Source organism: Arcobacter siniprincipis (SeqCode), from assembly GCF_048571125.1.
Lineage (GTDB): Bacteria > Campylobacterota > Campylobacteria > Campylobacterales > Arcobacteraceae > Arcobacter > Arcobacter siniprincipis.
On record NZ_CP182343.1, the window covers coordinates 1,254,529 to 1,268,628 of the forward strand.

The 14,100-nt window shown below is 30.2% G+C and carries 13 protein-coding genes; 1 reads left to right on the forward strand and 12 read right to left on the reverse strand.

All coding sequences use genetic code 11. The features are described from left to right. Positions 1-120: 120 nt before the first annotated feature. The 8 genes from ACNI3D_RS06450 to ACNI3D_RS06485 all read right to left on the reverse strand — a co-directional run bounded on the left by ACNI3D_RS06450 (position 121) and on the right by ACNI3D_RS06485 (position 7,764). On the reverse strand, positions 121-567 hold the full coding sequence (locus ACNI3D_RS06450; protein ID WP_129099717.1) for a universal stress protein: 447 nt from the start codon (positions 565-567) through the stop codon (positions 121-123). Positions 568-577: 10 nt separating this feature from the next. Next, entirely contained in the window at positions 578-1,861 is a 1,284-nt protein-coding gene (locus ACNI3D_RS06455; RefSeq protein ID WP_419768680.1) for a TRAP transporter large permease, read from the reverse strand. A 9-nt stretch (positions 1,862-1,870) separates the two neighbouring features. Further along, entirely contained in the window at positions 1,871-2,458 is a 588-nt protein-coding gene (locus tag ACNI3D_RS06460) for a TRAP transporter small permease (RefSeq protein ID WP_129099719.1), read from the reverse strand. A gap of 59 nt (positions 2,459-2,517) precedes the next feature. After that, the gene (gene dctP, locus ACNI3D_RS06465) at positions 2,518-3,531 is read right to left on the reverse strand and encodes a TRAP transporter substrate-binding protein DctP (protein WP_129099720.1); all 1,014 of its coding nucleotides are present in this window, start codon (positions 3,529-3,531) and stop codon (positions 2,518-2,520) included. A gap of 89 nt (positions 3,532-3,620) precedes the next feature. Beyond that, positions 3,621-4,805 carry a M24 family metallopeptidase gene (locus ACNI3D_RS06470; protein ID WP_419768681.1) on the reverse strand — a complete coding sequence of 395 codons (1,185 nt, stop codon included), beginning with the start codon at positions 4,803-4,805 and terminating at the stop codon, positions 3,621-3,623. 9 nt (positions 4,806-4,814) lie between these two features. Then, entirely contained in the window at positions 4,815-6,209 is a 1,395-nt protein-coding gene (locus tag ACNI3D_RS06475; RefSeq protein ID WP_419768682.1) for an NAD-dependent succinate-semialdehyde dehydrogenase, read from the reverse strand. 9 nt (positions 6,210-6,218) lie between these two features. Next, a complete protein-coding gene (locus tag ACNI3D_RS06480) occupies positions 6,219-7,463 on the reverse strand; it encodes an aspartate aminotransferase family protein (protein WP_419768683.1) in 1,245 nt (414 codons plus the stop codon). Between the two features lie 151 nt (positions 7,464-7,614). Continuing rightward, positions 7,615-7,764, reverse strand: coding sequence for a hypothetical protein (locus ACNI3D_RS06485; protein WP_164969716.1), 150 nt, complete (start codon positions 7,762-7,764; stop codon positions 7,615-7,617). A 287-nt stretch (positions 7,765-8,051) separates the two neighbouring features. Here ACNI3D_RS06485 and ACNI3D_RS06490 point away from each other — a divergent pair, with 287 nt between their 5' ends. Continuing rightward, a complete protein-coding gene (locus tag ACNI3D_RS06490) occupies positions 8,052-9,236 on the forward strand; it encodes an MFS transporter (RefSeq protein ID WP_419768684.1) in 1,185 nt (394 codons plus the stop codon). On the opposite strand, the gene ACNI3D_RS06495 is transcribed toward ACNI3D_RS06490, so the two are convergent. From ACNI3D_RS06495 to ACNI3D_RS06510, 4 genes are read right to left on the reverse strand one after another with little or no spacing between them, the layout of a single operon-like run. Next, positions 9,233-10,315, reverse strand: coding sequence for an ABC transporter permease (locus ACNI3D_RS06495; RefSeq protein WP_419768685.1), 1,083 nt, complete (start codon positions 10,313-10,315; stop codon positions 9,233-9,235). The genes ACNI3D_RS06490 and ACNI3D_RS06495 overlap by 4 nt on opposite strands. Further along, positions 10,312-11,415 carry an ABC transporter permease gene (locus tag ACNI3D_RS06500; RefSeq protein WP_419768686.1) on the reverse strand — a complete coding sequence of 368 codons (1,104 nt, stop codon included), beginning with the start codon at positions 11,413-11,415 and terminating at the stop codon, positions 10,312-10,314. Before ACNI3D_RS06500 ends, ACNI3D_RS06495 begins: the two co-directional genes overlap by 4 nt. Next, positions 11,408-13,102 (reverse strand): ATP-binding cassette domain-containing protein, encoded by a 1,695-nt coding sequence (locus ACNI3D_RS06505; protein WP_419768687.1) that lies wholly within the window; start codon positions 13,100-13,102, stop codon positions 11,408-11,410. The genes ACNI3D_RS06500 and ACNI3D_RS06505 overlap by 8 nt, the downstream gene beginning before the upstream one ends. Positions 13,103-13,104: 2 nt before the next feature. After that, positions 13,105-14,085 carry an HlyD family secretion protein gene (locus ACNI3D_RS06510; protein WP_419768688.1) on the reverse strand — a complete coding sequence of 327 codons (981 nt, stop codon included), beginning with the start codon at positions 14,083-14,085 and terminating at the stop codon, positions 13,105-13,107. Between the last annotated feature and the right edge of the window lie 15 nt (positions 14,086-14,100).

The window sequence follows — 14,100 nt, forward strand, 5'->3', positions numbered from 1 at the left end:
TACTCCAATTAATTTTAATTTATATTTTTAGGTATAAAATTAACTGGAGTGTTCTATCACATTAAAATATACTCTGTTAAAAGAGTATATACTTGTAAATTTTATGTTTTTTATTTTCATTTAAACAACCAATACCGGACATTTAGCTAAACCAGAGATTTTATGAGAAGTTCCACCTAGTAAATAACCAGTCAAATCACCTTGTCCTTGTTTTCCTACTACAATTAAGTCAATATCATTTGTTTTTGCAAAATGCAAGATTTGTTTTGCAACTTGTCCTGAACGAATAAATCCTTTTATTTTTTCTTCTTTTAGTCCTAAATTATGAGCTATTTTTTTACCATCTTCTACAATTTCTTTTGCATATTGTCCTAAAACATCATCCATAGTTTCATACTCAACTGCACCTCTTACCATAGACAAAGAACCTTCAATGAAACTATGATGTCTAAATACAGAAACAATATTTAGTTCACTATTAAAATTTTTGCAAATTTCGCAAGCTTTTTCAAGTGCATTATAAGCTAACTCTGAACCATCTAATCCTACTAATACTTTTTTAAACATATTTGTTCCTTTATCTAAAAGCTAAGTCCCTAAAATATAGGGCAATTTGTGGGAAGAATATTAGTGCAATAGCTACTGATAAAAGTATAAATATAAAAGGAGGTGTTCCTTTTATTACTTCAAAATATGGTCTTTTAAATATGGCAATTGCTGTAAAAATATCACAACCAAATGGTGGGGTAGCAGATCCAATTGCAACTTGTAGTGTAATAATAGTACCAACTAAAACAGGATCTAATCCAACAGCTTCAACAACTGGTGAAAAAATTGGAACAAGAACTAAGATTACAACAATAGGGTCAACAAACATACATCCCACAAAAAATGCAATAGAAATTACTGCTAATACTCCATATGGTCCCATTTCTTTAATACCAATTGAGGCTAATATTTCTTGTGGAACTTGAGCAAAAGATAAAATCCAAGCAAATGCTGCACCAGAAGCTACTAATATAAATACAACAGCTGTAACTAAACCAGTTGCAACAGCTGAACTATAAAATTCTTTAAATTTCATAGTTCTAAAAACAACTCCTTCTAAAAATAAAGCATAAGCAACACTAACAGCCGCAGCTTCAGTTGGACTAAAAATACCACCAAAAATACCACCAATAATGATTACTGGAAATCCTAAAGGCCATAGAGCATGGTAAAAGGCCAATAGTCTATCTTTCCATGAAGATTTTTCTTGAGTTGGTATATCATTTTTATATGCATAACCAATACAATATACTGAGAAAAGAAATAAAATTAAAAGTCCAGGTCCAATACCAGCAATAAAAAGTTCAGGAATTGAAGTTTTTGAAACAATTCCATAAATAATCATCCCAATACTAGGGGGAATTAAAAAAGCAATATCACTTGAGTTGATTATTAAAGCAAGGATAAAAGAATCTTTATATCCACCTTTTTGTAGTCTTGGTCTAAGTGGAGAACCAATTGCTACAACAGTAGCTTGAGTTGAGCCTGAAACAGCACCAAACATAGCACAAGCACAAGCTGTACTAACTGCCAAACCACCCTTTATATGTCCCACAAAAGACATTACTAAATCGATTAGTTTTTCAGCTGATTTTCCTCTTGTCATAATATCTGCTGATAAAATAAACATAGGAACTGCTATAAGAGCAGCTGGTCTAATCCCACCCATCATTTGCTGAATCATAAATTGCATTCTATCAAAATCACCAAATACTTCATGAAATCCAACAGTTGAACCTGCAATTAAAGGTATCATCATTGGAAAGCCTAGAAGTAATAATACAACCATTATAGAAAAAATTAAAATTGCCATTTCTTACTCCTAAACTTCTATTTGATTTGCAGCATCTGTATAACCATCTTTTATATTTGTAGAAAGGTATACATCTTCATTTCTAATATTTTTAAGTACTGTTGAAAAATATTGTAAGCCTGTAATTATGAAACCAATAGGAACCCATAAATAGATAATATAAACATCAATTCCTAGTGCAGGTAATATTCTGCCACTATTGTATATGCTTACGATATACAAAATCGCATAATATGATAAAAAAAACATAAATAGACCAGTTATAGTTGAAATAATAATCATAAATATTTTTCTTAAATTAGAATTTAATAAGTCATAAATAGCTGACATTCTTATGTGTCTACCTTGTCTTGCTGCATAACTCAATCCAGCAAAAGTTACAATAACTATAAAAATCATATTTAATTCATCTGTGAATATAATTGCATCATTGAAAATAAATCTACTAACAACTGCAGCAATAGTATTTATAGCCATTGCTATAATCCCAAGTCCTAACATTAGTTTTTCAAATTTGCCAATTATTTTATCCATAAAGTCAAGACCTTTTAAAAGAGGGTTAATCTTTTTTTTGGATACTTTTTCTGAATTCTCCATATAAACTCCTGAATAGATAGCTTAAGTGCTATCTATTTTTTTATTAAAACTTAAAAGTTTTATTTCGCATTTTTTTCTGCTTCTTCAAGGTCTTTTCTCATTTGAGCTAAAAGTTTTTTATTTGAATCACTTTTTTCAGCAAATTTTTCTTGAACTGGTTTTGCTCTTTTTTTAAATACTTCTCTTTCTTCTTTTGTTAGTGTAACAATTTTATAATCAGGATTAGTTCTTACTATTCTTCCTAAACCATAAGCATCAAGTTTTTGTGCTTCTTTTAAAATCACTTTTTCAGCATGAGCAGAAGCATCTTGTACAAGTTTTTTATCTTTGGCACTTAATTTATCATAGAATTTTTTGTTTGTAACAGCACAAGCATTAAAACTACTATGTCCCATATAAGTTAAAACTTTTGATAATTTATCTAAATCATATGCTTCAATCCAAACAGTTGGATTTTCTTCTCCATCAACCATATTTGTTTTTAAAGCACCAATTAAATCTCCCCAACTCATAGGAACAGGAGAAGCTCCAAATGCTTCATATGTATCAACTAAAATTGGAGAACCTGGCATTACTCTCATTTTTTTACCTTGTAAATCTTCAGGTGTTCTAAATACTTCATTTGTAGTAATTGCCATTTCACCTTCAGGAAAAACTGCTAATAATTCTAATCCATGTTTATTAAATATTGGAGGTAACATTTTGTTAATAGCTTTTGAGTTTTTGAAAAAATAATCTAACTCTTTTGTATCAGTTGGTAAAACATAAGGTAGTGTAAATAGATCCATTTCTGGGATTGTTCCACCCATATAACCAGTTGACTGACCTAAAAATTGCAACAAACCAAATTTAGTTTGCTCTAAAAGGTCTGTCTCTTCACCTAATGAACCAACAGGATAGATTTTGATTTTATTGTCAGAATGACTCTCTATATAGTTTTTAAATGCTACTGCATAAATACCTTGAGGATCATCTAACCCCTCACCCATTGCATACTTCCATGTTGCTGCACTAAGACTTGTTGCAGCTATCATACCTGCAAGAACCAGAGATTTTAAGTTAATTAATTTCATAAATTTTCCTTTATTTTTTATTATTTGTTCTAAACACCATTTCCTTGTGTCTTTTTAAAAGATTTTTTATTTAAATCCTCCTTTATACTCTATTTAATGAATAACTCTCTTGGAAAATCACAAAAAGTTTCCACTCCTGTATCTGTGATATAAATACTTTCAGTTATTTCCATTCCCCAATCAGCTTGCCAAATACCTGGCATAAAGTGAAAAGTCATACCAGGTTCTAGTACTGTTAAGTCCGTTGATCTTAAACTACAAGTTCTCTCACCCCAATCAGGAGGATAACTAACTCCTATAGGATAACCACATCTTGCACCATTTCTATCAATACCATATTTATGCATTACTGTATCAACTGCATTTGCAATGTCACAAGTTCTATTTCCTGGTTTTGCCTGTTCAAGTCCTGCATCAATAGCTTCTATTAGTGCTTTTTCAGCATCATAATATTTTTGATTGGGTTTGCCCATAAAAATAGTTCTTGACATAGGACAATGATATCTTTTATAACAACCTGATATCTCAAAATAAGTTGCCTCATTCTTTTTAAAAGGTCTTTCATCCCAAGTAATATGAGATGCAGATGCATCCGCACCTGAAGGTAACAATGGTACAATTGAAGGATAATCACCACCATATCCATCAACACCTGCAATTGCAGTTTCATAGATTTGTGATACAACATGACTTTTTGGAATACCAACTCTTACTACATCTAAAACTCTTTGATGTATTTTTTGAGTGATTTTTCCAGCTATTTTCATAAATTCAATCTCTTTTGTAGATTTAATACCTCTTGCCCAATTGACTAAGTTATTTGCATTTATAAAGTTTGCATTTGGTAAAGTTGCTGTCAATCTAAAATGAGCTTCCGCAGTATAATAATAACTATCTCTCTCTGTTGCTATTACACATTTATCCCATTTCTTTTTATTAAGAATATTTTCTCCAATCCATGTCATTGGATGTTCATCTAAATTTTGTACATATTTTTCTGGATAACCATAAAGATTATCTTCTTTCATGTAACATTTTATCAATGCGGCATTTCTATCCATAAGTCTTCCGAACCAAATAGGTTCATCCTCATCAAGGGAAATAATAACCCCTTGATGAACATAAAAAGACCAACCATCATATCCTGTAAGCCAATTCATATTTCCAGGATCAGTTGCAATTAAAACATCGATTCTTCTTTGTTGCATCAATGATTTAACTCTTCTAATTCTTTGGACATACTCTTTTTTAGTAAAAGGTAATTTTTCTCTCATATTAGTTTCCTATTTAACAGGACCTACCCAAACTTGTTGAGTATTCACAAACATTTTAATACCATGAGGACCTAATTCTCTTCCTAAACCTGATTTTTTAACTCCACCACTTGGAAGTCTAGGATCTGATTTTACAATTCCATTAATTGAAACTTGACCAGTAACAATTTTACTTGCTATTAGTTTACCTTTTTCAATATCTCCTGTCCAAACTGAACCACCTAAGCCGTATTCAGTGTCATTAGCAATTTCTAATGCATGGTTTGCATCTTTTGCTTTGATTACTGCTGCAATTGGACCAAATGTTTCTTGGCAAGATACAACCATTCCTGGTTCTACATCTGCTAAAAGGGTTACTGGAAAAAAGAATCCTTTTCCTTCCATTCTATTTCCACCTAAAACTAGTCTTGCTCCTGCACTTACTGATTTATCAACTTGTTGGTGCATTTCTTCAACTAACTCTTTTCTGGCTATTGGACCAATTTTTGTTGATTCATCTTTTGGATCACCTAAAGTTAATTTTTCAAATCTCTCTTTTAACAAAGAGATAAATTTTTCATAAATAGGTTCTTCTACAATGATTCTTTTTGCAGCAATACAAGATTGACCAGCATTGATATATCTTGAAAGAACAATTACATCTGCTGCATGTTCTAAATCTTTTGTATCAGCTAATACAATTGCTGCATCACTTCCACCAAGTTCTAGTACTACTGGTTTGATTTCACTTCCAGCGATTGCACCAACAGCTGAACCAGCTTTTGATGAACCTGTAAGTGATACACCAGTAACTAGTGGATGTCTAATGATTGATTCTATTTGTGAGTGGTTAATAACTACATTTTGAACTAGATTTTTAGGCATGCCTGCTTTTTCAAAAGCTTGTACAATTTTAACTGCACATAGTGGAGTATGAGAATCATGTTTCATAATACAAGTGTTTCCTGACATAAGAGCAGGTGCTAAGTATCTAAAAGCTAACCAAAATGGTGCATTCCAAGGAAGTAATCCTAAAGTTACACCTAAAGGTAAATATTGCACAAAGCTTTCTGTTGCATCAGAATCTATGAATTCTGTTTTTAAATATTCCCCAGCATTTTGAGCGTAGTGTTCTGCTGCCCAAGCTGCTTTATTTACTTCTCCCCTTGCTTCATTGATAGGTTTTCCCATCTCTTCAGTCATAGGGAGAGCATATTCATCAAGATTATCTTTCATCTCTTTTGCAACAGCTCTTAAAAGCTCAGCTCTTTGTTCAAAAGAAGTATCTCTCCAAGAGTTTACATATGTCTCTTGTGACTTTTCGATTATTTCTCTTACTTCTTCAGCTGTATTCATAGGAATCTCATACACTGTTTCTTCAGTGTATGGATTTATTGATTTAAAATGTGTTGAACTATATCCCATAATAACCCCTTAACCTAAGATTGCTTCAACAGATTTAACAAATCTATTTAGACCCTCTTTTAAAGTATCTTCTTCAATTGTCAATGGAGGAATAAATTTGATAATTTCACCTGTACTACAAGCACCAATAATCAATCCATTTTCAAAACATTTAGTAGTGATTTCTTTTGTCATTACTGCACTTTCAAAATCAATTGCTAACATCATTCCTTTTTGTCTTACACCTTTTACAGCATCATATTTAGAGTTTAAAGTATCTATAGTCTCTCTTATAATGTCACCTTTTCTTTTTGTTTCATTATTAAAAGTTTCATCTTTGAAATACTCTAATCCAACTTTACCTGCTACAAAAGAGATACCTTGTCCTCTAAATGTACCTGTATGTTGTCCTGGACTCCAAGCTTTATCAATCTCTGGTTTATTAACTAGCATTCCAATAGGAGTTCCAAAACCACCTAAACCTTTTGCTAAGATAATAATATCTGGATCAACATCTAAATCATCGAAACTAAAGTAGCTTCCACATCTTCCTACACCACATTGAATACTATCAAGTATAAATAATGCTCCAGTATCTTTTGCTAGTTTTTGCACACCTTGTAACCACTCTTTTGTAGCAACTCGTACCCCACCTTCTGCTTGAACTGGCTCAACAATAAATCCAGCAGGAGGTAACATCCCTGAACCTAAATCAAACATTTTTTGTCTTAAGTTTTCTAACGCATCCATGTCATTAAATGTATCTCTAATAACATTATTTAAAGGAACTCCTGAACTACTTCTAAATGCATTGTTTGCTGTACAAGCTAATGCACCTAAAGTCATACCATGGAAACCTCTATTAAAAGCAACTACTTCTGTTCTACCAGTAACTTTTCTAGCTAATTTAAGTGCAGCTTCGACGGCATTTGTTCCTGTTGGTCCTGTAAATTGAACTTTTCTATTCTCCCAACCTCGTGGTTCTAATACAGTTTTTACAAATGTATTTATAAAATCTCTTTTTACATCTGTAAACATATCTAATGAGTGAACAACTCCATCTCTTTGGATGAAGTCAATTACTGCTTCTTTCATTTTTGGATTATTATGTCCAAAATTTAAAACACCTGCACCTGCAAAAAAGTCTATAAATTCTTTATTATTTTCATCTATCATTACTGCATTTGATGACGATTTAAAAACAGTTGGTACTGCTCTACAATAAGCTCTAATTTCTGATTCGTGTTTTTCAAAAGTATTCATTTCATTTGTCATTTTTTTTCCTTAAAATATATTATTAGTTGTTTGATTTTGTGGGAAAGACCCTACGAGATAAGTAATATGTTTAATATAATAGTTTTATTTATGTATTAAACAATATTGCTTAATAGCACAATTAAAGTAATCAAAGGTAATTGTGCAGGGTCTACCTGGCACCTAAAATGAAGTTTTTGTCTTGAATTAAGATATTTTGTATTTGTTTTATTGGATGTGGAATAATATACATAATATTTGAGAAGATAAAAGAATTAAATACTTCTTCTAATTCTAATAATCTATTATTATAAAAAATCATATTAACTCCTTTTCTTATTTTAACATGCAAGAAGTCTAACCAAAATAAAAATCTATGTCAATTTTAAGCTGTATATAAAATATACAAATTGACTGCGACTTTTTGTTAGTGTAAACTATCAATTCAAATATTGTATTAAGTGTATTCTTAAAATTAAAATAAATTATAAACTTATTTTAAAATTTGAAGTTAAATAATATTATTTTTATTGCTTATTAAAAAAATAAATAAAGTCATATTTTATATTTTAAAGCTATTATTACAACTTATTGAATATTAGGAAAATAATGATAAAAAATCTTTTTAAATCAAGGGTAGCTTTACTTTATATATTGTCAATATCTATGGTTTTTGCTTTTTCAGCTTGGATGAGTTTACTTAATAATTATGTAGTAGAAGTAGCTTCTTTTGATGGTAGTCAAATAGGTATTTTACAAAGTTTAAGAGAAATTCCTGGCTTTTTAGCTTTTACAGTTATTTTAGTAATTATCTTTGTTGCTCAACAAAGATTAGCTTATATATCAATGATAGCTTTAGGTTTGGGAGTATTTTTAACTGGACTTTACCCCAGTGCTTTGGGTTTATACTTAACTACAATTTTGATGTCAGTAGGTTTTCATTATCTAGAAACTTTAAATCAATCATTATCTTTACAATGGTTAGATAAGGCAAAAGCACCAATAGTTTTAGGAAAAATTACAGCAGCTAAATCTTTTACTTCACTTATTGTATTTGTTTTGATATATATTATGATGAAATTTTATAGTGTAGAGTACAAATATGTTTATGCATTTTTTGGTTTGATTACTTCTCTTGTTGCAATTATTGCTTGGGTAGGATTTGATCATTTTAAAGATGATGTTGTACAAGAGAAAAAATTAGTTATAAAAAAAGAGTATTGGCTTTTTTATATTTTGACATTTTTTGCAGGAGCCAGAAGGCAGATATTTGTAGTATTTGCAGGGTTTTTACTTGTAGAAAAATTTGGTTTAGATATCGAAAATATGGTAACTCTACTTTTTATTAATGCTATTTTAAATATATACCTTGCTCCAAAAATTGGTAAGTTTATTGTAAAAGTAGGGGAATCAACTACTTTAAAAATAGAATATATTGGTTTAGTGATAGTTTTTACTTCTTATGCTTTTGTTGAAAATATTTATTTTGCTTTTTTCTTATATATTATTGACCATTTACTGTTTTCAATGGCAATTGCTCTAAAAACATATTTTCAAAAAATTGCAGATCCTAAAGATATAGCAAGTGCTAGTGCTGTTAGTTTTACTATCAATCATATAGCAGCTGTATTTTTGCCATTTTTCCTAGGTTTGATTTGGTTATATTCTCATTCACTTGTTTTTATAATTGGTGCAATAATTGGTTTGGCATCTTTTATTTTATCTTTTTTAGTTCCTCTTCATCCAACTCAAGGTTTTGAAACAACTTTAATAAAAAAAGAGAGTATCTCTTAAGTTACTTTCTTTTTGAAAAACCAAGTTGCGATAATAAGAGTAACAACTCCTAATGCAATCATGGGTAAAATCTCCCAGATTGCAATTTCCCAAGATATATCTTTTAAAAATAGACCTTTGAGAAGTATTAAAAAATATTTTAATGCAATAAGATTTGTAAAAGGGATAAGCCATTGGGGCATATTTTCAATAGGTGTTGCAAATCCAGACATTAAAATTGAAGGTACTAAAAGTATAAAAGCACCTAAAATCCCTTGTTGTTGAGTTGAAGAAATAGAAGAAATAAATAAACCAAAACCAACAACCGAAAATACAAAAGCAAAAATTGAAACTATTAAAATACTAAGTGAACCAATAAAAGGAACATCAAAAAATGTAATGGCACTAATAAAAATAATGCTAGCTTCTAAGATACTAATAATCATAGGTGGAATAGTTTTTCCAATGATTAAAATAGTAGGACTAAGTGGCGCTACTGATATTTGTTCAAAAGTTCCAAGCTCTCTCTCCCTTGCAACTGATAAGGAAGTTAAAATCAAAGCAATAAGTATAGTTAAACTTCCAACTAAATTTGGAAGTATCCACCAAAAATTCTCTAAATTTGGATTGTACCAATTTCGAACTACTAAGGTATCTTTATTTTTTGAAAAGAAATTATTAATGCTAAGTTGAATGTATCCAACTGCTATTTGGGCGCTTGTAGATTTTCTTCCATCTGCAATAATTCCTATATTTGCAGTTTCTCCTTTTTGCATATTTTTTGAAAAATCTTGGGGTATTTCAATACCAACTAGTATTTCTTGAGAATCTATCTTCTCTTTCAAATCATCATAGCTTTTTAAATAAAGTACTTGAGTAAAACGATCACTATATTTTAAAGTACGGATTAGTTCTTGACTTTGGCTTGAATTATTTCTATCTAAAATACCAATACTGATATTTTTAACTTCCATAGTTATTGCAAATGAGAACAATACAAGCATAATAATTGGTGGTACAATAATTACAATACGAGAACGCTTATCACTCCAAATGGCTAAAAATTCTTTTCTAATAAGAGATATTAATTGATAAATCATGAGCTTAACTTCTTTTTAGTGATGATAAAAATAATTCCAAATAAAAATAGACCAATACCCAACATCCAAAGGGTATTTGGAATAATTATTTCATAAATATTTCCTGCTAAAAAGAGTGTTTGTAAAATATTTATAAAATATCTTGCTGGTATGATGTGGGTTAAAAACTGTAACCAAGAGGGCATACTACTTATTTGAAAAATAAATCCTGATAAAATCATCGCAGGTAAAAAGCCTATGATTAAAGCCATTTGAGCTGCCACAAACTGATTCTTTGCTAAAGTAGAAATAAGCAAACCAATACTAAGTGCTGCAAATAAATAGACACTAGAAGTTAAAACTAAAAGTATATACGAACCTCTAAATGGAATCTCAAACCAAAATAAGGTAATAAGTACACAAATAAGTAGTGAAAAAAGTCCTAAAACAAAGTAAGGTAAAAGTTTACCTAAAAGTAATTCTAATATTGTAATTGGAGTTGACATAATAGCTTCCATTGTACCTCTTTCCCACTCTCTTGCTACTACTAATGCAGTTAAGAGAGTACCAATAAGTGTTAAAGTTATAGCAATGGAACCTGGAAGTAAAAAGTAACTACTCAATAATGGTGCATTAAACCAATATCTTGTTTGAATATCAATGTTTGCTTTTGTTGATAATTTCTCAAACTCAAGCCAATTTTGCCATAAAGCAAAACTATATTTTATAACAAAATTTGCAATACTAGGTTCACTTCCATCTGTGATAATTTGTATTTTGGGTTCAGCTTTTAAAATATCTTTGTCAAAAGTTGCAGGAACTACAATCATGGCTCTTAGTTTTCCTTCTTGTAGTTGTTTTACAAAAGTTCTTCTATCTTTTGCTATTTGTACATTAAAACTTTCACTAGTTTGAAATGCTTTTATCAAACTAGAAGTATGGGCAGAGTTTTTTTCAATTACAATTCCCACTGGAATATGTTTTGAGTCTAATGAAATGGCGTAACCCATCAAAAAAAGTAACATAAGGGGTAAAATAAAAGCAATTATTAATGCACTTGGGTCTCGAATTATTTGTAAACTCTCTTTTATAAAAAGTGCCAATAATCGTTGTTTATTCATCATCTTCTCTTTTAATAAGTTCTATAAAAGTATCTTCCATAGTAGCATTAGAACCAACTTGGCTAATAAGATTATATGGAGTATCCAAAGCTATTGCTTTACCTTTATAAATCAAAGCTATTCTGTCGCAATATTCTGCTTCATCCATAAAATGGGTTGTAACCATGATCGTCATTCCCTTTTGTACCATTGCATAGATATGATTCCAAAATTCTCGTCTAGTAAGTGGGTCAATTCCAGAAGTTGGCTCATCTAAAAAAAGCACTACAGGGTCATGCATAACAGCACAAGCAAGAGAAAGTCTCTGTTTATATCCCAAGGGTAAAGTTTTTGAAGCTATTTTTTTATATTTTTCTAATTCAAAAATTTTAATCATACTATCTATTTTTTCTTTTTTTTCTTTTCCTCTTAAGCCATAAACACCTGCAAAAAATTTTAGATTTTCATAAACAGAAATATCTCCATAAAGTGAAAACTTTTGAGACATATATCCAATTTTGCTACGGGCTTTATGTGAAGAGGTTTCTAAACTCATTCCTAAAACATGCGCTTCCCCACTTGTAGGTTTTACAAGCCCACATAACATTTTAAATGTAGTTGATTTTCCTGCTCCATTTGGTCCCAAAAATCCAAAAATTTCACCTCTTTTTATCTTAAAGCTTACATCATCTGTGGCTTTAAAACTTCCAAAAGCTTTAGTTAAATGGGAAGCTTCAATTAAAGTACCCTCATTTTCTTCAAATTTACCCATTTGTTTTGCCAATAATGATTCTCCATCAAAGTTACCTTTTAAAATATTTATAAAACCATCTTCAAAATTTGGCTGCATATCTTCATAAGTGCAATTTTGGGCTTCTATTTTTTCAAGGGGTGGTAAATCATCTTTGCTTTCACAAATCAGTTTAATACTATTTCCTAAGATTACACCATCTTTTATTTGCTCATGTTTTAATGCCAATCTTAGTGTTTGTCTTTTATCTTTTATATCTCCTACTATTTTAAAAACTTTGCTTTCCATAGTTTTACTTAACTCTTTTGGAATTCCTTCAAATAAAATAGAACCTTCATTTAAAAGTATTACTTCATCACAAAGTTCTGCTTCATCTAAATAAGCAGTACTCCAAACAACTCCCACATCATCTTCAACCAACTTATTTACAATCGCCCATAACTCTTTTCTTGAAATGGGGTCAACTCCCACACCTGGCTCATCTAAAAGTAAAAGTTCTGGTTTTTTTATCAAAGCACAAGCCAAACCAAGTTTTTGTTTCATTCCACCAGATAAATTTTTAGCAAGAAATGATTCAAACTTTTTTAAATTGATAAATTCTAATAATTCATTGATTCTTTTTTTTTGTTCATTTTTTGGAATAGATTGTAAGTTTGCATATAAAGTAAGATTTTCCAAAACACTTAAATCTTCATACAAGCCAAATTTTTGAGGCATATATCCGATTTTGCTTTGTATTTTGTCTGCATCTTTAGGCAAAGAATAATCTAAAACTTCTAATTCACCACTGTCTGCATCAAGTAGTCCAGTCATAAGTCTAATAAGAGTAGTTTTTCCTGCTCCATCAGGACCTACTAGTCCTGTTATTTTTCCTTTTTTTATATTTATATCAAGTTTTGAAATAGCAGGTATATTGTTAAATGTTTTTGTAATTTGTTTTGCAACAACTAAGGACATTTTTATTTGTCTTTACTTAAATTGTCAAACTCTATGGTTACTGGCATTCCTTGTTGAATAAAGTTATCATGCTCTTGCAATATAAGTCGAACACGATATACAAGTTGTGTTCGTAACTCTTGGGTTTGTACACTTTTAGGTGTAAATTCTGCTTGAGGAGAAATAAAACTTACAATTGCTTTGTATGGTTTATTGGGTCTTGTATCTGTATAAACTTTTGCTTGCATATTAGGTTTTATTACTCCTAAATACTTTTCATCTATATAACTTCTTACCCAATATTGATTTTCTAAAGCCATTTCCATAATTGAAGCACCTTGTGGTACTATAGCTCCTATTTCATATACTCTTGTTAATATTGTGCCATCATTTGGAGCAAATAATTGTGTATCATTTAGATGAATTTTTGCCTCTTTTTCTTGCACTTGTAAATATTGTAATTTTGCACGAGCCGATTGGATATCTTCTTTTTGATAACCATTTTTTAGTTGTTCATAGTTGTTTTTATCATAATCATATTGTGCTTTTGCACTATTGTATGAAAGTAAAATTTCATCATGTTTTTCTACAGGAATTGAATTTGTTTTGAGAAGTTTGTTATATCTTTTTAAATCTATTTGTGCTTTATTTAAAACAGCGGAACTTTTAGATAAGGAAGCTTTAGCTTTTGCTATTTCTTCTTTTCTATATCCATTTTCTAGCTTTTTTATTTGGATTTTTTGTATATTAATTTGAGCTTGAATTTCATCAAGTGATTGTTGATATAAATCCTTATCAAGAGAAGCTAATAAATCTCCTTTTTTGACTTCTTGTCCCTCATCAAAATAGAGCTTTGATATTTTTCCTGAAACCCTCAATCCTAATGAAACCGTCCTTAAATCAACATTTCCATAAAATCTTGTGCTATTGTCTTTTTCATTGAAACAAGCTGTAAAAAATAGTGCTAAAAATAGTGTAAGTAAATAAGTAGTGACTTTTGTCATAAATGCTCCTAAATA